This is a genomic window from Dokdonella sp. (assembly GCF_036518555.1).
GTDB lineage: Bacteria > Pseudomonadota > Gammaproteobacteria > Xanthomonadales > Rhodanobacteraceae > Dokdonella_A.
Genome location: NZ_DATDMY010000269.1, coordinates 1 through 21,024 on the forward strand (window position 1 = coordinate 1; position 21,024 = coordinate 21,024).

The 21,024-nt window shown below is 69.6% G+C and carries 14 protein-coding genes, 2 tRNA genes and 2 riboswitches; of the genes, 11 read left to right on the top strand and 5 right to left on the bottom strand.

The window, feature by feature from the left end; all coding sequences use genetic code 11:
- Positions 1 to 1,606 (bottom strand): non-homologous end-joining DNA ligase (ligD, locus tag VI238_RS14600; protein WP_331652633.1); only part of this gene is annotated, 1,606 nt, incomplete at its 3' end.
- Positions 1,607 to 1,634: 28 nt separating this feature from the next.
- Here ligD and VI238_RS14605 point away from each other — a divergent pair.
- Positions 1,635 to 2,351: a DUF72 domain-containing protein gene (locus VI238_RS14605; RefSeq protein ID WP_331652635.1), complete on the top strand. Its 717-nt coding sequence runs from the start codon at positions 1,635 to 1,637 to the stop codon at positions 2,349 to 2,351.
- The gene (locus VI238_RS14610) at positions 2,344 to 3,009 is read left to right on the top strand and encodes an alpha/beta family hydrolase (RefSeq protein ID WP_331652637.1); all 666 of its coding nucleotides are present in this window, start codon (positions 2,344 to 2,346) and stop codon (positions 3,007 to 3,009) included. Before VI238_RS14605 ends, VI238_RS14610 begins: the two co-directional genes overlap by 8 nt.
- A gap of 9 nt (positions 3,010 to 3,018) precedes the next feature.
- Here VI238_RS14610 and VI238_RS14615 read toward each other — a convergent pair whose 3' ends face one another.
- The 4 genes from VI238_RS14615 to VI238_RS14630 all read right to left on the bottom strand — a co-directional run bounded on the left by VI238_RS14615 (position 3,019) and on the right by VI238_RS14630 (position 8,280).
- Entirely contained in the window at positions 3,019 to 4,248 is a 1,230-nt protein-coding gene (locus VI238_RS14615) for a hypothetical protein (RefSeq protein WP_331652639.1), read from the bottom strand.
- A gap of 141 nt (positions 4,249 to 4,389) precedes the next feature.
- Positions 4,390 to 7,302: an aminomethyl-transferring glycine dehydrogenase gene (gcvP, locus tag VI238_RS14620; protein WP_331652641.1), complete on the bottom strand. Its 2,913-nt coding sequence runs from the start codon at positions 7,300 to 7,302 to the stop codon at positions 4,390 to 4,392.
- A gap of 46 nt (positions 7,303 to 7,348) precedes the next feature.
- Positions 7,349 to 7,457, bottom strand: a riboswitch (glycine riboswitch).
- Between the two features lies 1 nt (position 7,458).
- A riboswitch (glycine riboswitch) is annotated at positions 7,459 to 7,545 on the bottom strand.
- Between the two features lie 86 nt (positions 7,546 to 7,631).
- Positions 7,632 to 8,093, bottom strand: coding sequence for a GNAT family N-acetyltransferase (locus VI238_RS14625; protein ID WP_331652643.1), 462 nt, complete (start codon positions 8,091 to 8,093; stop codon positions 7,632 to 7,634).
- Between the two features lie 102 nt (positions 8,094 to 8,195).
- Positions 8,196 to 8,280, bottom strand: a tRNA-Leu gene (locus tag VI238_RS14630).
- A gap of 316 nt (positions 8,281 to 8,596) precedes the next feature.
- Between VI238_RS14630 and rnr the strand changes: the two genes are divergently transcribed.
- The 9 genes from rnr to VI238_RS14675 all read left to right on the top strand — a co-directional run bounded on the left by rnr (position 8,597) and on the right by VI238_RS14675 (position 21,016).
- On the top strand, positions 8,597 to 10,810 hold the full coding sequence (rnr, locus tag VI238_RS14635) for a ribonuclease R (protein WP_331652724.1): 2,214 nt from the start codon (positions 8,597 to 8,599) through the stop codon (positions 10,808 to 10,810).
- Between the two features lie 184 nt (positions 10,811 to 10,994).
- A complete protein-coding gene (gene rlmB / locus VI238_RS14640; RefSeq protein ID WP_331652645.1) occupies positions 10,995 to 11,741 on the top strand; it encodes a 23S rRNA (guanosine(2251)-2'-O)-methyltransferase RlmB in 747 nt (248 codons plus the stop codon).
- A gap of 189 nt (positions 11,742 to 11,930) precedes the next feature.
- Entirely contained in the window at positions 11,931 to 14,999 is a 3,069-nt protein-coding gene (fdnG, locus tag VI238_RS14645) for a formate dehydrogenase-N subunit alpha (RefSeq protein WP_331652647.1), read from the top strand.
- A 10-nt stretch (positions 15,000 to 15,009) separates the two neighbouring features.
- Positions 15,010 to 15,912 carry a formate dehydrogenase subunit beta gene (gene fdxH, locus VI238_RS14650; RefSeq protein WP_331652649.1) on the top strand — a complete coding sequence of 301 codons (903 nt, stop codon included), beginning with the start codon at positions 15,010 to 15,012 and terminating at the stop codon, positions 15,910 to 15,912.
- Positions 15,909 to 16,550 carry a formate dehydrogenase subunit gamma gene (locus tag VI238_RS14655; RefSeq protein WP_331652651.1) on the top strand — a complete coding sequence of 214 codons (642 nt, stop codon included), beginning with the start codon at positions 15,909 to 15,911 and terminating at the stop codon, positions 16,548 to 16,550. Before fdxH ends, VI238_RS14655 begins: the two co-directional genes overlap by 4 nt.
- A gap of 74 nt (positions 16,551 to 16,624) precedes the next feature.
- Positions 16,625 to 17,584, top strand: coding sequence for a formate dehydrogenase accessory protein FdhE (gene fdhE / locus VI238_RS14660; RefSeq protein WP_331652653.1), 960 nt, complete (start codon positions 16,625 to 16,627; stop codon positions 17,582 to 17,584).
- Positions 17,581 to 19,005 carry an L-seryl-tRNA(Sec) selenium transferase gene (gene selA, locus VI238_RS14665; protein ID WP_331652655.1) on the top strand — a complete coding sequence of 475 codons (1,425 nt, stop codon included), beginning with the start codon at positions 17,581 to 17,583 and terminating at the stop codon, positions 19,003 to 19,005. Before fdhE ends, selA begins: the two co-directional genes overlap by 4 nt.
- Positions 19,002 to 20,942, top strand: a complete 1,941-nt coding sequence (selB, locus tag VI238_RS14670) for a selenocysteine-specific translation elongation factor (RefSeq protein WP_331652657.1) — start codon at positions 19,002 to 19,004, stop codon at positions 20,940 to 20,942. The genes selA and selB overlap by 4 nt, the downstream gene beginning before the upstream one ends.
- A tRNA-Sec gene (locus VI238_RS14675) sits at positions 20,921 to 21,016 on the top strand. Before selB ends, VI238_RS14675 begins: the two co-directional genes overlap by 22 nt.
- The last annotated feature ends 8 nt before the right edge of the window (positions 21,017 to 21,024 follow it).

Below are 21,024 nucleotides of genomic sequence, written 5' to 3' on the forward strand. Positions count from 1 at the left end.
CGCCTGCCGGCGAGCGTGGCTCGACGCGGCGCACGGTGCGTGGATCGACGTCGTCGCGCAGGCGCCGGAACACCGGCGCGCGCAGAGATCCGTCGTCGGTCCAGCGCTGGAACGCCACCTCGGCGACGAGGTCGGGTTCGACCCACGCGACCGGACCATTGACCACGGGCTTCGTCGCGAATGGGCATGCACGCGTGCGCAGCGGCTGCAGGCGGGCCTCGACGTCGGCGAGCGAGCGGTCGTCGAGGCCGGAGCCGACGTGCGAAGCGAAGCGCAGCTCGCCGCCTTCGTGGTAGCCGATCAGGAGCGAGCCGAGCGTTGCACGCGAACCCTTGCCGCGCGTGTAGCCGCCGATCACGAACTCCGCGCTCTGCACGGGCTTCACCTTGAGCCACGCCGGCACGCGCTTGCCGGCCTCGTAGCGACTGTCCTTGCGCTTGCCGACCACGCCTTCGAACCCACTCGCAAGGGCTGCCCGTTCGAGTGCGGGGCCGTCCTCGTGCGCATGCACGAGGTGAACGAGCGGCGACGGCAGCAGACACTGCGCGAGATGGCGACGGCGATCGACGTACGGCATGCGGCGCAGGTCGATGCCGGCGAAGAACAGCAGGTCGAATGCGAAGAACAGCGTCGGCGAGGCCTTGTCGGCCGCCGCGATCTCGCGTTCGTTCCGGAGCTGGACGCGGTTCTGCAGCGCGGTGAACGATGCGCGTCCGTGCGCGTCGAGCGCGACGAGTTCGCCGTCGAGAACCGTCTCGTGCGTGCCTTGCTGCGCGAGCTCGGCCGCGAGGCGCGGGAAGGTCGGCGCCAGCTCGAGGCCGCGCCGCGAGCGCATCCGCACGCCGCGGCCGTCGATGTAGACGAGGACGCGATAGCCGTCGAGTTTCGGTTCCCACAGCCATCCGTCGTCGTTGAACGGCCGGATGCCGGATTCGGCCTGCATCGGCGCGAATGGCGCAGGCATCGCGGCCCGCGTGCCGGAGGGTACGAGGCGCGCCGCGGGCATGCGCTGCACGGGCACGACCGCGAGATCGGTCACCTCGACGCCGGAGAGCACCGAACGCGACTGCGCGTCGAGATCGTTGGCGCCGGCGAAGCGATCCCTGTGCTTGATCAGCAGCCAGGTCTTGGCATCCTTGGTGCGCACGAGCGCGAACGATCCCTTGAGCTTCACGCCACGCAGCTCGATGCCGAGCTTGCCCGCGGCGAGTCCTTCGCGCACGCGCTGCTGAGCCGCGGCGCGGTCGCCGAATACCGTGCCGCCCTCGTCGGGGCTGTACACGCCGCAGTCCCACACGATCACTTCGCCCGCACCGTACTGGCCGGGCGGAATCACGCCCTCGAACGCGCCGTACTCGAACGGATGATCCTCGACGAGCATCGCGAGTCGCTTGTCGGCCGGGTCGAGCGATGGCCCGCGTGGGACCGCCCACGACAGCAGCACGCCATCGCACTCGAGGCGGAAGTCGTAGTGCAGGTGGCGCGCCGAATGCTGTTGCACGACGAACAGCAGCGGACCGGCGCCAGCGGCTTCGCGCAGTTCGGGCCCGGGTTCGGGGGTGGCTTCGAAGCGGCGCTTCGCGGAATATTCGCCGAGTTTGGCCATGTCTTTATCGTCGAACGAGGATCGGACCATGACAGCGCGACTGTGGGCGGGCGCGAGCGGCTACTCGTTCAAGGAGTGGAAAGGGACCTTCTACCCGGAGACGATGAAGCCCGACGGCATGCTCGCCTGGTACGCCGGACGCCTGCCCACCGTCGAGATCAACAATACCTTCTACCGGATGCCGAAGGCGGCCGTGCTGGAAAACTGGGCTGCGACGACACCGGCCGGCTTCCGCTTCGCGGTCAAGGCATCGCGGCGCATCACGCACGAAGCGCGACTGAAGGCCGATGCCGCCGCCGACCCACTCAAGTTCCTGTATCGGGCGCTCGATTCGCTCGGGACCAAGCGCGGGCCGGTGCTGTTCCAGCTGCCGCCCTTCCTGCGCAAGGATCTCGGGCGGCTCGGCGAGTTCCTCGCGTTGTTGCCGACCGGACATCGCGCCGCATTCGAGTTCCGGCACGACAGCTGGTTCGACGACGACGTGTATGCGCTGCTCGGCGACGCGAGCGCGGCGCTGTGCCTGTCCGAACGCGAGGACGACGCGCCGCCGCCCCTGGTCGAGACGGCGTCCTGGGGGTATGTGCGCCTTCGCCTCGAGACGTACTCGGACGACGATCTCGCGCGATGGGCGCGCCGCCTGCGAGCGACGTCGTGGAGCGAAGCCTACGCGTACTTCATGCACGAACCGACCGCGCCCGCGTATGCGGCCAGGCTGCTGATCGAGGCGGAGGCGATGCATGGCTAGCCTTTCGATCGATTCGGTCGCCGGGCGGATATCGGCCCTCGCGGTCGAACCCGCGCAAGCGCGTGCGGCGTTCGCGTTCGCGCACGGCGCCGGCGCCGGCATGGCGCATCCGTTCATGACGGCGGTCGCGAGCGGCCTCGCCGAACGAGGCATCGCGAGCCTGCGCTACCAGTTTCCGTACATGGAACGCGGTTCGAAGCGGCCGGATCCGCCGAAGGTGGCGCATGCGACGGTGCGCGCGGCGGTCGCGGAGGTCGCGCGGCGTTGGCCCCGGCTGCCGGTGTTTGCGGGTGGCAAGTCGTTCGGCGCACGCATGACGTCGCAGGCACAGGCGCTCGAGCCGCTGCCGGGCGTGCGTGGCCTCGTGTTCTTCGGATTCCCGCTGCATCCGGCCGGCAAGCCGTCGGACGAGCGCGCGGTGCATCTGTCGAGCGTGCGCGTACCGATGCTGTTCCTGCAGGGGACGCGCGACGAACTCGCCTCGCCCGCGCTGCTGCGCCCGCTGCTCGACCGCCTCGGCGACGACGTGACGTTGCACGAACTCGCGCACGCGGATCATTCGTTCCACGCGCCCGCTCGCAGCGGGCGGTCCGACGCGGAGATCCTGTGCGATGCGCTCGATGCGACCGCGGCGTGGATGGCCTTGCGGGCGCGCTGAAAGGCGCGATCAGGCCTCGGCCACGCCCAGCGCCGGTCCGATCGACGGACCCACGTAGAAATAGACGGCGCCCTGCTGCACGTTCCCGCCGACCTTCTTCGTGTAGGCACCCACGACCGCGGTCGCACCGTCGAGCGCGCCGTAGTATCCGAACACATCGTTCGCGACGCCGTCGCCGGCGGTGAGCCTCTGCTGCTGGACGTACGTGCCCGACTTGAGCTTGAACAAATAGGCTGCGCCCTGGTATTGCTTCTCCGCGTACGCGCCGACGAGCGCCGAGTCACCCGACACGCTCACCGAAGCGCCGAACAGCGCCGGGCGCATGGGGTGGGTCGGCGTGAGCTTGCGCACGAACTGCCATCCCGCGCCCTTGAATGCATAGTGGTACACGGCCCCCTGGTTGCCGTCGACGGCGGCGCCCTGCGCGCCAATCAGCGCGACATGGTCCTGCAGCGCGATCGAGCAGCCGAAGTTGTCGCGTGCGGCGCCGTGGGGATCGGAGATCTTGCCGTCCAGCGACCATGCCCCGTCCTTCAGGCGGTAGACATAGACGATGCCTTGCCCGATGTTTCCCTGCAGCGTCGCCGAGCGTGCGCCGACGAGCAGGAAGTCCGCGGAAGCCGCCAGCGCCGCGCCGAAGGAGCTGGTCACGTCCGCGGGATCGGGGTTGTCGAGGATCTGGGTCTGGACCCAGTGATCGCCGGTGCGCGAGGTGCGCCGGAACACGTAGACCTTGCGCGGCAGGAACTCGCCGTGCGTGTTCGCCCCGCCCGCACCGACGAACGCGTACTCGCCGTGGAACGCGACGGCCGTGCCGAACGTGGCGAGACGAGCACCATCGCTCGCGACCAGCCGTTGTGTTTCCGTCCAGCCGCGCGCGGTCGGGCTGTGCACGAAGACGTGCACTGCACCTTGCCAGAGATGGCCGTCGATCGTCGCGTTCGGTGCCGCAATCAACGCGATGTTGCCGTGCAATGCGACCGCAGCGCCGAACTGGTCGCCGGCCGCGCTTTCCTTGCCGACGAGCTTCTGCCGCTGATGCCAGCTGCCGGCGGATCTCTCGAACACGTAGACCGCGCCCTGCGATGGCTGTCCGTCGACGGTCGCGTTCCTCGCGCTGACGAAGGCGGTCGAGCCTGAAATCGCCACCCAGGAGCCGAGCCACGCCAGGGGCGTTCCATCGGAAGCGGTGGCCTTCTGTTCGGCCCAGGGAACCGTGGCTTGCGGAGAGTCGGGCATGGTGCACTTTGCGGCAATTGCCGTACGACGGCGGAACGGGAAGCCTAGGCGACACCCCTCGCGCTGGCAAGCACGCCTGTGCCCGCGGAAGCGGGCGAGAAAGGGGCCGGGCCATCGCCGCGGCCCCGATCGCACGTCGGATCAGGCGACGTTCGGTTCGCTGAACGCCTCGATCTCGCCCTTGAATGCCTCCACCGGGATGCACGCGCACATGACGTTCTTGTCGCCGTACACGTTGTCCACGCGCGCGACCGGCGGCCAGTACTTCTGCTGGCGCAGGACGGGCAGCGGGAATGCGGCCAGTTCGCGTGGATAGGCGTGCGTCCACTCGGAGGCCGATACCTGCGTCGCGGTGTGCGGCGCGTGCTTGAGGGGATTGTCCTCGCGGTCGAGGCGGCCGTCCTCGATCGCGCGGATCTCGTCGCGGATCTGGATCATCGCGTCGACGAAGCGATCGAGTTCGTGCAGGGATTCGCTCTCGGTCGGCTCGACCATGAGCGTGCCCGCGACCGGGAAGCTCAGGGTCGGCGCGTGGAAGCCGAAATCGATGAGGCGCTTGGCGACGTCCTCGGCGCTGATCCCGGTCGCGTCCTTGATCGGGCGCAGGTCGAGGATGCATTCGTGCGCGACGAGCCCGTTGCGTCCGGTGTAGAGGGTCTCGTAGTGCGGCGCGAGGCGCCGGGCGATGTAGTTCGCGTTGAGCAATGCGACCTGGGTCGCCTTGCGCAGTCCCCGCGCGCCCATCATCGCGACGTACATCCAGCTGATCGGCAGGATCGATGCGGAACCGAAGCTGGCCGCGCTGACCATCGGGCCGCTGCCCGTTCCGCGGGTACGGACGCCGTCGTCGCCGAACGCTTTCGGAAGGAACGGCGCCAGGTGGGACTTCACCGCGCACGGACCGACGCCGGGGCCGCCGCCGCCGTGCGGGATGCAGAACGTCTTGTGCAGGTTGAGGTGCGACACATCCGAGCCCCACTTGCCGGGCTTGGCGACGCCGACCAGTGCATTCATGTTGGCGCCGTCGGTGTAAACCTGTCCGCCGTGCTCGTGCACGATGCGGCAGATTTCGACGACGTCTTCCTCGAACACGCCGTGCGTCGACGGATACGTCATCATGATCGCGGCGAGGCGATCGCTGTACTTTTCGGCAGCGCGGCGGATGTCGGCGACGTCGACGTTGCCGTTCGCGTCGCACTTCGTGACGACGACCTGCATGCCGCACATCTGCGCCGAGGCCGGATTGGTGCCGTGCGCGGATTCGGGGATGAGGCAGATGTCGCGCCGGTCGTCGCCGCGCGACCGGTGGTAGGCGCGGATCGCGAGCAGGCCCGCGTACTCGCCCTGCGCGCCCGAGTTCGGCTGCAGGCTGACCGCGTCGTAGCCGGTGCACTCGACCAGCATCGCCTCGAGGCCGTCGACGAGCTCCTTGTAACCCTGCGTCTGCGCGGCCGGCGCGAGCGGGTGGATCGCGCCGAATTCCGGCCACGTGACCGGGATCATCTCCGCCGTCGCGTTGAGCTTCATCGTGCACGAGCCGAGCGGGATCATCGTGCGATCCATCGCGAGGTCCTTGTCGGCGAGCGCGCGCATGTAGCGCAGCAGTTCGTGCTCGCTGTGGTGCGTGTTGAACACCGGGTGGGTCAGGAATGAGGAGCGGCGCTGCAGGGAGGCGGGCAGCGCGTCCGGCGTCGCCGCATCGAGTGCGTCGACGTCGTCGATGCGCGCGCCGAACAGCGCGGCAAGCTGCACGACGTCCTCGCGCGTCGTGGTTTCGTCGAGACTGAGCGCGAGGCTGCCGGCGTCCAGCGGGCGCAGGTTGACGCGCGCGGCCGCGGCCTTCGCGTGCACGCTGGCGGCATCGATGCCGCTCACGTGCAGCGTGTCGAAGTGGTCGCCGCCGACGCGCGCGCCGGCCTTTCGCAGCGCCGCGGCGAGGATCGCCGCGAAGCGATGCACGCGGCGCGCGATGCGCACGAGCCCTTCCGGGCCGTGGTAGACCGCGTACATGCTGGCCATCACCGCGAGCAGCACCTGCGCCGTGCAGATGTTCGAGGTCGCCTTCTCGCGGCGGATGTGCTGCTCGCGCGTCTGCAGCGTGAGTCGATAGGCGGCCTTGCCTTCGGCGTCGACCGACACGCCGATGAGGCGGCCGGGCATGGAGCGCTTGTAGGCGTCGCGGCAGGCCATGAAGGCCGCGTGCGGGCCGCCGAAGCCGAACGGCACGCCGAAGCGCTGCGAGTTGCCGACGACGATGTCGGCGCCCCATTCGCCGGGCGCCGCGAGCAGGGTCAGCGCGAGCAGGTCGGTCGCGACGGCGACGAGTCCGCCACGCGCGTGGACGGCATCGGCGATCGCCTGGTAGTCGCCGACATGGCCGAAGGTATCGGGGTACTGCAGCAGCACGCCGAATGCGTCGGTGCCCGCCGCGTCCTCGTCCTTGCCGACGACGACTTCGATGCCGAGCGGTTCGGCGCGCGTGCGCACGACCTCGATCGACTGGGGGTGCACCCCGGACGAAACGAAGAAGCGGTTCGACTTCGACTTGCACGAGCGCTTGGCGAGCGTCATCGCCTCCGCGCACGCGGTGGCCTCGTCGAGCAGGGACGCGTTCGCGATCTCCATGCCGGTGAGGTCCGCGCACATCGTCTGGAAATTGATCAGCGCTTCCATCCGGCCCTGCGAGATCTCGGCCTGGTACGGTGTATACGCGGTGTACCAGGCGGGGTTCTCGAGGATGTTGCGCAGGATGACGTTCGGCGTGTGGGTGCCGTAATACCCCTGGCCGATCCAGGACCGGAACACCTGGTTGCGGTCGGCGATCGCACGGATCTTCGCGATCGCCTCGACTTCGGTGAGTGGTGCGGGCAGCGCGAGCGCGTCGGGCGACTTGATCGACGCCGGCACGATCGCGTCGGTCATCGCGTCCAGCGAGGCAAGGCCGATCGTGCGCAGCATGTGCGCGATCTCGAGGTCGTTCGGTCCGATATGGCGTTCGATGAACGCGCCGTGGTGCTCCAGCTCGCGCAGGGAAGTGTTGGGGGTCTGGCTCATGGCAAAAGGGTCCGCTGTGGCGCGTGCGAGGCCGCACGCCGGGCGCCCCTCTGTCCTTTTGCCTGAGAGTTTGGAAGCCGGCCCTCGCAGGCGGCGGCTTCGTGCCCCTTCGGCGCCGGCTCCTTCCCGAACGGGCGGCCGGTCTCTCCAGAGTGTCCGTGCGCGGTGGTGCAGGGCCTGAGCGATTACGGGCGTTGCGCCTTCGGCAGCGGCCTGATTCGCCGCTTCTCCCACCGCGAACCGTGGACCGGCAGAGTATAGCCGGTTCGCCTCGCGCAAGCTCGGCGGCCTCGCCCCCTCGCGCCGCCGCCGGGCGGCGAACGGGTCGTTCAGGGTGCGCGTCGGTAGACGATGAAGCCCGAGCGCTCGGCCATGCGATCGTACAGGCGCCGCGCGATCGCATTGTCTTCGTGCGTCTGCCAGTACACGCGAGCGCACCCGGTTTGCCTCGCGAAGCGACATACCGTTTCGATCAGCGCACGCGCGACGCCGCTGCCACGCGCGGCCTCGTCCGTGTAGAGGTCCTGCAGGTAGCACGACGGAGCGATCGCGGTGGTGCTCGGATGGAGCACGCAGTGCGCGAGTCCGAGCAACGAACCCTCGCGCTCGGCGACGAACGCGTGCAGCGGTTCGGCGTCGTCGAGGAAGCGCGACCAGGTCGCGCGTGTCGTCGCTTCGGCGAGTGCGGTCGCCCCACTGCGGCCGTAGAATGCGTTGTAGCCGTCCCACAGGTGCCGCCAGGCGTCGTGATCGGCGACGCGCACGGGGCGAGTGGAGCAGCTGCCAGGCATCGGGATCTCCGCCGATGCGTCGGAAGACGAGTCCACGCAGGGACGCGGCCGAGCGACGCATAAAAAAAGCCCGCTCGAAGCGGGCTTTCATCATCCATTCATTGGTGCCCAGGAGAGGACTCGAACCTCCACGGTTTTACCCGCTAGTACCTGAAACTAGTGCGTCTACCAATTCCGCCACCTGGGCCGACCGGGCAGGGCACGCCTGACCGGGGGCGCGAACGATACTGGCCGCGTCGCGGGCTGTCAACGCGCGCGGCTTGCAATCGGGCACCCGCTCGGCGACGCTGCCGGCGGACCACAAGGATCTCACTTTGAAGAGAAGAAGAACACGAAGCTCGCGCAGTACCGAGGCGCGCAATCCGCGCGGGCCCGGCAAGCGCGCCGGCGCGTCGAAAGCCTGGCCGGATGTAGCGCCGGCGAAGAAGGACGACGGCGGCGCGCGCCGCAGCGGCCCGCGTGACGCACGCGCACCGGCCAAGCGCGCCGCGTTGCCCAAATTCATGCCCGAGCGGCTGCCGCCGCTGCCGGCGAAGAAGGGCGCGCACGCGCCGGTCGTGCCGGACCCCTACGCCGAACGCGAGGCGAGCCGTTACGACCGGCCGATCCCGAGCCGCGAAGCGATCCTCGCCCTGCTCGAACGGAGCGGCGAGCTCATGACGATCGAGGCGGTCGCGCGCGCGCTGCAGCTGTCATCGCCGCAGGATCTCGACGCGCTCACGCGCCGCCTCGCGGCGATGCTGCGCGATGGACAGCTGATCCAGAACCGACGCGGTGGCTACGGCGTCGCGACCAAGCTGGACCTCATTCGCGGCAGCGTGATCGCGAACGCCGAGGGCTTCGGCTTCCTGCGACCGGAAGAAGGCGGCGAAGACCTCTACCTGTCGCCGGCCGAGATGCGCAAGGTGCTGCACGGCGATCGCGTGCTCGCGAGCATCGTCGGCGTCGATCGCCGCGGCCGCAGCCAGGGCGCGATCGTCGAGGTGCTCGAACGCCGCTCGCCGCGCCTCGTCGGGCGCGTGATCGAGGAGAACGGCCTCGTGCTCGTCAAGCCCGACGACCGGCGCCTGCACCAGGACGTGCTGATCATGCCGGGCAAGGATGGCGGCGCGCGTTCCGGCCAGATCGTCGTGGTCGAGATCACCGAGCAGCCGACCGTCCAGCGCGGTCCGCTCGGCCGCATCCTGACCATCCTCGGCGAGCGCCTGACGCCGTCGCTGGTGGTCGAGATGGCGATCGCGAGCCACGACCTGCCGCACGAATGGCCCGCTGCGGTGCTGGGCGACGCGGCCCAGGTCGAGCCCGTCGTCTCCGCGGACGAGCGCAAGGGTCGCGTCGATCTGCGCGACGTTCCGCTCGTCACGATCGACGGCGAGGACGCGAAGGACTTCGACGACGCGGTCTACGCCGAACAGAACGAACGCGGCTTCCGCCTCATCGTCGCGATCGCCGACGTCTCGCACTACGTGCGACCCGGTGCGCCGCTCGACGAGGAAGCCTACAACCGCGCGACCTCGGTCTATTTCCCGGGCTTCGTCGTGCCGATGCTGCCGGAGACGCTGTCGAACGGCATCTGCTCGCTGAACCCGCATGTCGAGCGCTTGTGCATGGTCTGCGAGATGCAGATCGACCACGAAGGCGAGGTCGAGCGCTCGAAGTTCTATCCGGCCGTGATGCGCTCGCATGCGCGCCTGACCTACGACAAGGTCTGGCGCGCGATCGGGCTCAAGGATGCCGACGCGCGCGCCGAACTCGCCGACGTGCTGCCGCAGCTCAGGCACCTGCACCAGCTCTACAAGCTGTTCGCGAAGGCGCGCCAGCGTCGCGGCGCGATCGACTTCGAGAGTACGGAGGTGTCGTTCCGCCTCGGGGCGGCCGGGGAGGTGGTGCAGCTCGGCGCGTACGAACGCAACGACGCGCACAAGCTCATCGAGGAATGCATGATCGCGGCCAACGTCGAGGCGGCGAAGTACCTGCAGAAGCGTCGCATCCCGACGCCGTACCGCGTCCATGCGTCGCCGCCGGCATCCAAGTACGACGACCTGCTCGAGTTCCTGCGCGAGTTCAAGCTGAGCCTGCCGCCGATCGAGCAGGTCACCCCGGGCGATTTCTCGGCCCTGCTGAAGAAGGTGCGCAAGCGTCCGGACGCGAGCCTGATCGAGTCGGTGCTGCTGCGCGCGCAGAGCCTCGCCGTGTACCAGCCCGACGATCCGGGCCACTTCGGCCTCGGCCTCGAGTCGTACACGCACTTCACGTCGCCGATCCGCCGCTATCCGGACCTGCTCGTCCATCGCGCGATCCGCTACGCGCTGACGGGCGGCAAGCCTGCCGGCTACGAGTACAGCCCGAGCGCGATGGCGAGCCTGTGCGTGCACTGCTCGCACAACGAGCGCCGTGCGGACGAGGCCGAGCGCGACGTCGACGAGCGCTACAAGTGCGCCTGGATGGAGAAGCACGTCGGCAGCGAGTTCGCCGGCATCGTGTCGGGCGTCGCCTCGTTCGGCCTCTTCGTCGAACTGGTCGAATCGAAGATCAGCGGTCTGGTGCACATCACCCAGCTGCCGAACGATTACTACCACTTCGACGCGACCCGGCGCTTGCTCAGCGGCGAACGGCGCGGCTTGCGCTTCCGGCTCGGCGACGAGGTGCGCGTGCAGGTGCTGCGCGCGAGCCTCGAGGACCGCAAGATCGATTTCCGCCTCGTCAGCGGACGGTAGGCGTCCGCCGCGCCCCTGCGAGCCGGGCGACCGCCGGTCGCCCGGCTACGTGCGCTGCGCGCCGCGCGGCCGGCCCGTGGTGCTGCGACCCGCTGCGCGGCGCCGCGCATCGCGACCGACCCCGCTCCCACAATTCCGCCACGGGCGTTACGCTTCGCACGATCAATCCCACCCCACGCACTCGATGAGCCACGAACTCCTGATCGGCATCCACGCGGTCGAGGCCGCGTTGAACCATGACGTCGCCCACCTCGTCGAGCTGTACATCGAGAGCGGCAGCCACAACGCGCGCTTGAAGGAACTCGGCGAGCGCGCGCGCGAGCTCGGCGTGAAGCCGCATGCGCGCGATCGCGCCGCGCTCGATCGCATGACCGGCGGCGCGCGCCACCAGGGCGTCGTCGCGCGCTACGACGCTCCCGCACCGCTGCCCGAATCGGCCCTGCCGGAGCTCGCTGCGACGGCCGGTCGCGACGCGCTGTTCCTCGTCCTCGACGGCATCACCGACCCGCACAATTTCGGCGCCTGTCTGCGCAGCGCGGAGGCTGCGGGCGTCACCGCGGTGCTCGTGCCGAAAGATCGCGCAGTCGGCGTGACGCCGACCGTACGACGCGCCTCCGCGGGTGCGGCCGACCGCGTGCCGATCGTCGCCGCGACGAACCTCGCGCGTGCGCTGAAAGTGCTCAAGGAGGCGGGTGTCTGGCTCGTCGGGCTCGCCGGAGACACGCAGCAGTCGGTCTACGCGGTCGACCTCGACGGTCCGATCGCGCTCGTGCTCGGCGGCGAAGGCGAAGGGATGCGCCGCCTCACGCGCGAGCACTGCGATTTCCTCGCGAAGATCCCGATGCGCGGCGACATCGAGAGCCTCAACGTGTCGGTCGCGACCGGGATCGTGCTGTTCGAGGCGCTGCGCCAGCGGTCCGCCAAGGACTAGCCTGCGCGTTCCGATCCCCTCCTGCGCGGTACGGCCGCGAGGCGGCGGCGCCGGGTCGGCCACGCGACGGCGGCCCCCGAGCGCGGTCCGGCCCCCCGCGGGCGGGACGCCTTACCGGAAGGTCGCATGGCGGCGAGCGCACGGTAGGCATACACTCCGGGCGTCCTGCAACCCGTGTAGGAGCCTCCGATGACGGATCTGACCCGGCGTCAGTTTCTGAAGGTCACCGGCGCCACGCTGGTGGGTTCGAGTCTCGGCCTGCTCGGCTTCTCGCCGGCGCCCGCGCTGGCCGAGGTGCGCGCGTTCAAGTTGAGCCGCGCGACCGAGACGCGCAACACCTGTCCCTACTGCTCGGTCGCCTGCGGCGTGCTCATGTACGGACTCGGCGACCGCGCGAAGAACGCGCAGGCGTCGATCTTCCATATCGAGGGCGACCCGGACCATCCGGTCAACCGCGGCACGCTCTGCCCGAAGGGCGCCGCGCTCATCGATTTCATCCATAGCGACAGCCGCCTCAAGTATCCCGAGGTCCGCGCGCCGGGTTCGGACCGCTGGGAACGGATCAGCTGGGACGACGCGCTCGACCGCATCGCAAAACTCATGAAGCAGGACCGCGACGCGAACTTCGTCGAGAAGAATGCGCAGGGGCAGACGGTCAACCGCTGGCTCACGACGGGCATGCTCGCGGCGTCGGCGAGCAGCAACGAGGTCGGTTACCTCACGCACAAGGTCGCGCGCTCGCTCGGACTCCTTGCCTTCGACAACCAGGCGCGCGTCTGACACGGCCCGACGGTGGCAGGTCTTGCCCCGACGTTCGGCCGAGGTGCGATGACGAATCACTGGGTCGACATCAAGAATGCCGACCTCGTCCTCATCATGGGTGGCAATGCCGCCGAGGCGCACCCGTGCGGGTTCAAGTGGGTCACCGAAGCGAAGGCGCACAACAAGGCGAGGCTCATCGTCGTCGACCCGCGCTTCACCCGCTCGGCGTCGGTGGCCGACATCTATGCGCCGATCCGCCCGGGCACGGACATCGTGTTCCTAGGCGGGCTGATCGCCTACCTGCTCGCGAACGACAAGATCCAGCGCGAGTACGTCGTCAACTACACCGACCTGTCCTTCATCGTGAAGGACGCGTTCACGTTCGAGCAGGGCCTCTATTCGGGCTACAACGCGGACAAGCGCAGCTACGACAAGTCGAGCTGGGACTACGAACTCGGTGACGACGGCTACGTACGCGCCGACCCGACCTTGACCGATCCGCGCTGCGTCTACTCGCTGCTCAAGCAGCACTACGCGCGCTACACGCCGGAGATGGTCGAGCGCGTGTGCGGCACGCCGAAGGACAAGGTGCTGCAGATCTGGGAGATGATCGCCTCGACCGCGACGCCGACGCGCGCAATGACGATCATGTACGCGCTCGGCTGGACCCAGCACTCGATCGGCTCGCAGATGATCCGCACCGGCGCGATGGTGCAGCTGCTGCTCGGCAACATCGGCGTCGCGGGCGGCGGCATGAACGCGCTGCGCGGGCATTCGAACATCCAGGGCCTCACCGACCTCGGCCTGATGTCGAACCTGTTGACCGGCTACATGACCCTGCCGAACGAGGCCGAGCAGGACTACGACAAGTACATCGCCGCGCGCGCGCCCAAGCCGCTGCGGCCGAACCAGCTCAGCTACTGGCAGAACTACGGCACGTTCTTCGTGAGCTTCATGAAGGCGTGGTGGGGCGACGCGGCGACCGCGGACAACCACTGGGGCTACGACTACCTGCCCAAGCTCGACAAGCCGTACGACATGCTGCAAACGTTCGAGCTGATGAGCCAGGGCAAGGTCAACGGCTACATCTGCCAGGGGTTCAATCCGCTCGCGGCGGCGCCGAACAAGGCGAAGATGGACGCGAGCCTCGCGAAGCTGAAGTTCCTCGTCATCATGGATCCGCTCGCGACGGAGACGTCGGAGTTCTGGCGCAATGCGGGCGTGCACAACGACGTCGATCCCTCGAAGATCCAGACCGAGGTGTTCCGCCTGCCGACCACGTGCTTCGCGGAGGAGGACGGTTCGCTGACCAATTCCTCGCGCTGGCTGCAGTGGCACTGGAAGGGCGCCAATCCGCCCGGCGATGCGCGCAGCGACCTCGAGATCATGGCCGGCCTGTTCACGCGTCTGCGCAAGGCATATCGCGAAGAGGGCGGTGCGTTCCCCGATCCGATCGTCAACCTCGCGTGGAAGTACGCGCGCCCCGACAGCCCGGCGCCGGACGAACTCGCGCGCGAATATTCGGGCAGTGCGCTCAAGGACCTCGCCGATCCGAAGGACGCGACGAAGGTCGTGCGCAAGGCCGGCGACCAACTCGCAGGCTTCGCCGAGCTGCGCGACGACGGCAGCACGTCGTGCGGCTGCTGGATCTTCTGCGGCGCCTGGGGCCCGAACGGCAACCTCATGGCGCGTCGCGACAGCTCCGATCCGACCGGCATCGGCCAGACGATCAACTGGGCCTGGTCGTGGCCGGCGAACCGGCGCGTGCTCTACAACCGTGCATCGTGCGATCCGTCGGGCAAGCCGTTCGATCCGGAACGCAAGCTCATTGGCTGGAACGGCAGCGCCTGGAGCGGAGCGGACATTCCCGACTTCAAGGCCGACGAAAACCCGGCCGGCGGCATGGGGCCTTTCATCATGAACCCCGAGGGTGTCGCGCGATTCTTCGCGCGCGGCGCGATGGCCGAGGGCCCGTTCCCCGAACACTACGAGCCGTTCGAGACGCCGCTCGCGAAGAACCCGCTCAATCCCGACCAGCCGCAGGCGCTCAGCAATCCGGCCGCGCGCGTGTTCAAGGACGACCGCGACGCGTTCGGCAAGGCGGAGCAGTTCCCGCACGTCGCGACGACCTATCGCCTCACCGAGCACTTCCACTACTGGACCAAGCACGTCCGGCTCAACGCGATCCTGCAGCCGGAACAGTTCGTCGAGATCGGCGAGGCGCTCGCGAAGGAAATCGGCGTCGCCAACGGCGCGCGCGTGAAGGTGAGCTCGAACCGCGGCCACATCGTCGCGGTCGCGATGGTGACCAAGCGCATCCGCGCGCTCACCGTCGATGGCCGCACCGTGCACACGGTCGGCATCCCGATCCACTGGGGCTTCACCGGCGTCGCCAAGGCGGGCTTCCTCGCCAATTCGCTGACGCCCGTGGTCGGCGACGGCAATTCGCAGACGCCCGAGTTCAAGTCGTTCCTGGTCAAGGTCGAGAAGGCCTGAGGAGCACGCCATGGCACTGCAATCGCTCGACATCGTGCGCCGCTCCGCCACCACGACGCCGTCGCCGCAGGTACGCGAAGCGCACACGGGCGAAGTCGCCAAGCTCATCGACGTCACCAAGTGCATCGGCTGCAAGGCGTGCCAGGTCGCGTGCATGGAGTGGAACGACCTGCGCGACGAAATCGGCAGCTGCACCGGCCACTACGACAACCCGGCTGACCTGAGCGAGCACAGCTGGACGCTCATGCGCTTTTCCGAGCACGAGACCGCGGCGGGCGACCTCGAGTGGCTGATCCGCAAGGACGGCTGCATGCACTGCGCTGATCCGGGCTGCCTCAAGGCGTGTCCGGCGCCCGGCGCGATCGTGCAGTACGCGAACGGGATCGTGGATTTCAACGAGGAGCATTGCATCGGCTGCGGCTATTGCGTGACCGGCTGCCCGTTCGACGTCCCGCGCATCTCGAAGAAGGACCACAAGGCGTACAAGTGCACGTTGTGCTCGGACCGCGTCGCCGTCGGCCTCGAGCCTGCGTGCGTGAAGACGTGCCCGACCGGTGCGATCGTGTTCGGCACGAAGGACGACATGAAGCGGCATGCGGCGGAGCGCGTCGAGGACCTGAAATCGCGGGGTTTCGAGCACGCCGGACTGTACGACCCCGCCGGCGTCGGCGGCACGCACGTGATGTACGTGCTGCACCACGCGGACCAGCCGCACCTGTACGCGGACCTGCCCGCCGAGCCGAAGATCAGCGCGATGGTCGGGCTGTGGAAGGGCATGAGCAAGCCGCTCGCGCTGTTCGCGATCGCCGCGACCGCATTCGCGGGCTTCCTGCACTACATCGGCGTAGGGCCGAACGAAGTCGACGAGGACGACGAGGCCGCTGCGCGGCGCGAGATGGAGGAAACGCGATGAGCGCACGCACGTTCCCGCGGATCATCCGCTACCGCGCCTCGACGCGGATCAAGCATTGGATCGTCGCGATCGGTTTCGTGCTGGCCGCACTGTCCGGCCTCGCGATGTTCCACCCCTCGCTCTTCTGGCTCGGCAACCTGTTCGGTGGCGGCACCTGGACGCGCCTCCTGCACCCGTTCGTCGGCGTCGCCATGCTGGTCGCGTTCGCCCTGCTCGCGGCGACGGTCGGCGGCGACAACCGCATGCAGCGGCACGACTGGCAGTGGCTGCGCGGCTGGCGCGAGGTCGTCGCCGATCGCGAACGCGAGCTGCCCGAAGCGGGGCGGTACAACGCCGGCCAGAAGCTGCTCTACTGGCTCATCGTGCTCTGCCTCGTCGCGCTGCTGCTGTCGGGCATCGTGATCTGGCGTGCCTACTTCTCGCTGTTCTTCCCGATCGAACTGGTGCGCTTCGCGGCGGTCGTGCACGCGATCGCAGCGACCGTGCTCGTGTGCGCGATCGTCGTGCATGTGTACGCCGCGATCTGGGTCAAGGGATCGGTGCGGGCGATGACGCGCGGCACGGTTTCACCGGGCTGGGCCTGGAAGCACCACCATGCGTGGTTCCGCGAGGTGCTGCGAGGCGGCGGGCGCGACTAGCGGCGCCGCAGAAATCGCTGGACCGCCGCCTGCGCTGCGGCGAGGATAGGCGAGTGCCGTAGACCGGACCCGCCATGCCGCAGCGCATCCTCGAACCCGGCCAGATCGAAACCGCGGGACAGCGTTCACCGGCGCGCGTGCGCCTGCCCGTGCGCGAGCGCGTGTTCGCGCGGCGCGCCGATCGCCTGCGCGAGCGCTCGGTGGACCATCCCCTGGCCGGCTACCTGCAACTGCTCGCGGCCGTCTGCGACGCGCAGCAGCGGGCGCTCTCCGCATTCGAGGCGGTTCCGTTGCCGACCGAGCGGCTGGCGCGCGCGCGCGAGCACGCCATGCCGCCGATACTCGCGACCGACCGCCCACCCGATTCACGCTGGCACGGCATCGTGCGCGAGATCGCCGCGTCGCTCGACGCGACGGCCGGCCTGCCCGGCGCGGTCGGCGATCTCGCGGCACGCCTGCACGGCGCGCCGGCGGATTGGCTCGAACGCCAGGCGGACGCGCTGCTCGCCGTGCGCGACGACGCGATCGACGTGGCTGCGGCACCGGTCGTGATGGCCGCGCTGCAGGTGCACTTCGTCGCTGCGGCCGCGGCGTTCACCGCGGACGACGTGCCCGCGCTCGACGTACGCACCGTCTGCCCGTTGTGCGGCAGCGCGCCGGTCGCGAGCATCGTCGTCGCGCAGGGGCCGCATGCAGGCTACCGCTTCCTGCATTGCTCGCTGTGCGCGACCGAATGGCATCGCGTTCGCGTGCAGTGCACCCGCTGCGGCGCGGGCGGCAAGGACATCGCGTACCGAACGCTCGCGCGATGCGACGCGATCGACGACATCGCCGTCGCCGACGCCGAGGCGGTGCGCGCGGAGACCTGCGATGCCTGTCGCAGCTATCGCAAGATCCTCTACCAGGAACGCGACGCCGCGGTCGAACCGGTTGCCGACGACCTCGCGAGCCTCGCGCTCGACCTGCTGCTCGCCGATGAGGGTTACCACCGCGCGAGCGGCAATCCATTGCTCTGGCAGGGTGCCGGAGGATGACCGTGGCACCGGCCGGACCGCGAGCGGCCGCCACCCCGGGCGACATCCCCGCGCTCGATCGGCTGCTCCGTGACGCCGCGTTCGCGGACCTCCTCGCCACCTACGGGCGCACCGAGCTGACGAGGGCGCTGCGCGGCGCGCTCGACGCATTGCGCGCGCGCGTGGTCGAGGGCGCGGTACCGCTCGCGGGCACCAACGCTTCGTCGATCGCCACGGATGTGGGCGCCGCACTCGAGCAGCGCCATCGCCGTGTGCTGCGCCGGGTATTCAACCTGTCCGGCACGGTGCTGCACACGAACCTCGGTCGCGCGCCGCTGCCGCAGGCGGCCGTCGACGCGCTCGTCGACGCGGCGGCCGCGCCGGTCAACCTCGAGTTCGACCTCGCCGCCGGCCGGCGTGGCGATCGCGATCGCGTGGTCGAATCGCTGCTGTGCGAACTTACCGGCGCCGAAGCGGCGACGGTCGTCAACAACAACGCGGCGGCCGTGCTGCTCGCGCTCGCGGCGCTCGCGAACCGACGCGAAGTGATCGTGTCGCGCGGCGAGCTCGTCGAGATCGGCGGTTCGTTCCGCATCCCCGACGTGATGCGGACCGCCGGAGCGCGCCTGCGCGAGGTCGGCACGACCAATCGCACGCACGCCGCCGACTACGCCGAGGCGATCGGCCCGCGCACGGCCGCCCTCATGAAGGTGCATACGAGCAACTACCTCGTCGTCGGATACACCGCGGGCGTCGACGTCGCCGCTCTCGCGGCCATCGCGCGCACGCACGGCCTGCCACTGGTGGTCGATCTCGGCAGCGGCAGCCTCGTCGACCTCGGCCATTTCGGCCTGCCGCGCGAGCCGGTCGTGCGGGACGTGATTGCCGCTGGCGCCGACCTCGTGACGTTCAGCGGCGACAAGCTGCTCGGTGGTCCGCAGACCGGCCTCCTCGTCGGAAGCGCGGCGCTCGTGCAACGCATCAAGCGCCATCCGCTCAAGCGAGCGCTGCGCGTCGGCAAGCTCACCCTCGCCGCACTCGAACCCGTCCTCGCGCTGTATCGATCGCCCGAGCGACTCGCGGAGCGATTGCCGGCACTGCGGCTGCTCACGCGCGCTCCCGCGGCGATCGAGGCGCAGGCGCTGCGCCTCGCGCCCGCCGTGCAGCAGGCCCTCGGCGATCGCTGCGAGGTCGCGGTCGCCGCGATGGAAAGCCGGATCGGCAGCGGTGCGCTGCCGACCGCCACGCTGCCCAGTCACGGCCTCGCGATCCGCGTGCGGCGGCGTGGCGGTGCCCTCGATCGTCTCGACGATGCGCTGCGCGCGCTGCCGCGCGCGGTCGTCGGCCGCATCGCGGACAAGGCCCTCTGGCTCGACCTGCGCTGCCTCGATGAAGCCGACGAGGCTGCGTTCGTCGCCCAGCTTGCGCGGCTGCAGCCGTGATCGTCGGCACCGCCGGCCACATCGATCACGGCAAGTCGACGCTGGTCCGGACGCTCACCGGCGTCGATCCCGATCGCTTGCGGGAGGAGAAGGAACGCGGCATCTCGATCGAGCTCGGCTATGCCTACCTGCCGCTCGGCACGGACGGCGTCGATTCCGTGGTCGGGTTCGTCGACGTTCCCGGCCACGAGCGGCTCGTGCATACGATGGTCGCTGGCGCGAGCGGGATCGAGTTCGCGCTGCTCGTGGTGGCGGCCGACGACGGCGTGATGCCGCAGACGCGCGAGCACGTCGCCATCCTCGACTTGCTCGGGATCGATCGCGGCGCAGTCGCGATCGCCAAGGCCGATCGCGTCGACCCTGCGCGCGTCGACCAGGTGCGCTCCGAGATCGCCGCGCTGCTCGCGCCGACCGCGCTGCACGATGCGCCGATGTTTCCGCTCGACGCGCGCGATGTGGGCGATGCGGGCGTGCGCTCGCTGCACGATCACCTCGCGCAGGCCGCGCTCAGCCGGCGCGCGCCTCGCAGCGACGCCTTCTTCAGGCTCGCGATCGACCGCGTCTTCAGCCTCGCCGGCCACGGCACCATCGTCACGGGCACGGTGCATGGGGGCGAAGTGAGCGTGTCGGACACGCTCGTCGCGATGCCCGTGGGCGTGGCCGTGCGCGTGCGTGGCTTGCACGCGCAGAACCGCGAAGCGAACAGCGCCGGGGTCGGCCAGCGCTGCGCCCTCAACATCACCGGAATCGAAAAGAGCGCGCTCGCGCGCGGCGACTGGATCGTCGATGCGCGCGCGGCCTCGCTGTCGACGCGCATCGACGTACGCCTGCGCTGCGTCGCGGGCGTGCGCGGCGACTGGGCCGACTGGACGCCCGTGCACGTGCACTTGGGCACGGCGCATCGGCTCGCCCATGTCGTGTGGCTCGACCACGCGCGCGATGGCGAGGGACGCGTGCAGTTCGTGTTCGACGTACCGGTCTGCGCGTGCACGGGCGATCGCTTCATCATTCGCGATGCGCAGGCACGCGCGACGATCGGCGGCGGCATCGTGCTCGATGCGCAGGCGCCCGCGCGGCGCCGCCGCAGCGCCGCACGACTCGCCGAGCTCGATGCGATCGAATGCATGCTGCGCGGCGAGGGCATCGAATCCCTCGTGCGCGCGGCGCCGTTCGGCTCGCGCATCGACGACCTCGAACGTCGCATGGGCGGGCCGCTCGAGGTCGCCCGCCTGCCCGCGCGCGTGCGCGTGCTCGGCCACGGCCCGCAGCGCCTCGCGATCGACGACGGGCGCTGGCAGGAACTGCGCACCGCGATCGTCGGCGTACTCGAGCGGCATCACGCCGCGGCGCCGGACGAGCCCGGGCTCGACCGCGGGCGATTGCGGCGCATGGCCGCGCCGGCGCTCGCCGACGGGGCCTGGCGTGCCATCGTCGACGAACTCGTTCGCGAGCGTTCGCTTGCGGTGCGCGGCCCGTGGCTGCATCGGCCCGGCCATCGCATCGAACCCACCGAGGCGGAGCACGCGCTGGCCGCGCGCATCGCGCCCGTACTCGCTGCCGCGCGATTCGAGCCGCCGTGGGTGCGAGAGCTCGCCGTGCAATTCGGATCGAGCGAGGAGGACGTGCGGAAAACCCTGCTCAAGGCCGCGGCGCTGGGTCATTGCCACCAGGTCGTGCACGATCTCTTCTTCGCCGATGCGACGATGCGCGAACTCGCCGATGTGCTGCGTGCGATCGCCGAGCGCGACGGGGCGATCGTCGCGGCGACATTCCGCGACGCGATCGGGCTCGGCCGCAAGCGAGCGGTCCAGATCTTGGAGTTCTTCGATCGCGTTGGCTACACTCGTCGCGTCCGCGATATGCACGTGCTGCGAACCGACAGCGGTTGGCAGGCCGGTGGCGGCGTCGGTGACGGGGAAGGCACGCGCATCCGGTGATGCGGCTGGGCTTCAAACCCAGTGGGGGGCGTCAGCCGCTTCCCGGTAGGTTCGACTCCTGCTGCCTTCCGCCATAGCGCCG